1 protein-coding gene is annotated in these 1,846 nt (G+C 71.2%); it reads left to right on the forward strand.

Features of this window, described 5'->3' with window-relative positions:
• Positions 1-364 precede the first annotated feature (364 nt).
• On the forward strand, positions 365-1,846 hold a 1,482-nt coding region (locus ACIQCZ_RS40505), incomplete at its 3' end, for a WD40 repeat domain-containing protein (RefSeq protein ID WP_402290982.1).

Below are 1,846 nucleotides of genomic sequence, written 5' to 3' on the forward strand. Positions count from 1 at the left end.
AGGACCCTAGACAAGTCCCATCGTTGCAGGTCAGGGGCACTCTCCGCTTTTTTGATCAAGCATCGGACAACCCACCTCGTGAAAGCCCGAGGCTAGCGGCACCCTGGCCATGTGCAGGTGAGGGCCTGGCGGTCGTGCTTTCTGCGGTGCTCTGGGTATGGCTACTGTGCCGGTCATGTCTGATGATCTGCGGGACATCCGCCCGTGTGCTGAATCTGCCGTGGCTGTTGGGCGGTTGGCCGATCCGGGGTTCCTGGTGAACGCGGACCCGGGGGCGGTGACGGCGTTGCTGGATGCGGCGTCGGGTCCGGCGGCGCGATTGGCCGCGTCGGCGTATCGGGCCTCGACAGAGCTGCATCGTGACGTGACCGCGGAAGTACGCCGACAGCTGCTGGCGCTGGACGCGGCCCGTTACGGGGACCGGGAGCTGTCGGCACGGATCACCGCAGTACCGGTGGAGGACGAGCCCGCCGCGCCGTGGGGCGTCGAGTGGGCCACCGGCTCCCAGCTCGACCGGTCCCTGCGTCGTATTCCGACCGGCCACACCGACGCGTTGCTGGCGGTGGCGACGGCGGTGGTCGACGGCCGCCCCGTCGCGGTCACCGGCAGTGGTGACCGGACTATGCGGGTATGGGACCTGACCACCGGCCGGAAGATCGGCCAACCCGTCGCCACCGCCCACACCGGCGAGGTGGACGCGGTGGCGACGGCGGTGGTCGACGGCCGTCCCGTCGCGGTTACCGGCAGCAGCGATGCGACGGTGCGGGTGTGGGACCTGACCACGCGCGAGCAGATCGGCGAGCCCCTCACCGGCCACACCCATTGTGTGTGCGCGGTGGCAACGGCAGTGGTCGACGGCCGTCCCGTGGCGGTCACCGGCAGTGGTGACTGGACCGTGCGGGTCTGGGACCTGACCACGCGCGAGCAGATCGGCGAGCCCCTCACCGGGCACACTCATTGTGTGTGCGCGGTGGCGACGACGATGCTCGACGGCCGTCCCGTGGCGGTCACCGGCGGCCACGACAAGACCGTGCGGGTCTGGGACCTGACCACGCGCGAGCAGATCGGCGAGCCGCTCACCGGCCACGAGGAGGCGGTGCGAGCGCTGGCGACGGGGGTGGTCGACGGCCGCCCGGTGGCGGTCACCGGCAGCGAGGACGAGACCGTGCGGGTGTGGGACCTGACCACCGGCCGGCAGATCGGCCTGCACCTCACCGGTCACGACGGCTGGGTGTTGTCGGTGGTCACGACAACGATCGAAGGCCGCCCCTGCATCGTCAGCGGAGGCGAGGACTGGACGCTCCGGGTGTGGGATCTGGCCACGGGCAAGCCGCTCGGCGAGCCGGTGCACGGCAATACCGACAAGGTGCGGGCGATGGCGACGGCGGTGCTGGACGGCCGTCCCCACGTGATCGCCAGCAGCCAGGACGGGATGGTGCGAGTGTGGGACCTGACCTCGGACGGCCAGGTGGGTGAGCCCCCGACGGGCCACACTGGCGATGTGAACGCGGTGGCGACGGCGGTGCTCGACGGCCACCCCCTGGCGATCACCGGCGGCAGCGATGGCACGGTGCGGGTCTGGGACCTGACCGCCGGTCGGCAGATCGGCCTGCACCTCACCGGCCGGTACGACTGGGTGTCGGCGGTGGCGACGACGGTGGTCGACGGCCGCCCCGTCGCGGTCACCGGCAGCAACGTCCGGGTATGGGACCTGAGCACGCGCGAGCAGATCAGCGAGCCGCTCACCGGCCACGAGGAGGACGTGCAAGCGATGGCGACGGCAGTGGTCGACGGCCGCCCCGTCGCGGTCACCGGCAGCTGGGATGGCACGGTGCGGGTCTCGGAC

The organism is Streptomyces sp. NPDC093149, from assembly GCF_044754145.1.
In the GTDB taxonomy this organism is placed as follows: Bacteria; Actinomycetota; Actinomycetes; order Streptomycetales; family Streptomycetaceae; genus Streptomyces.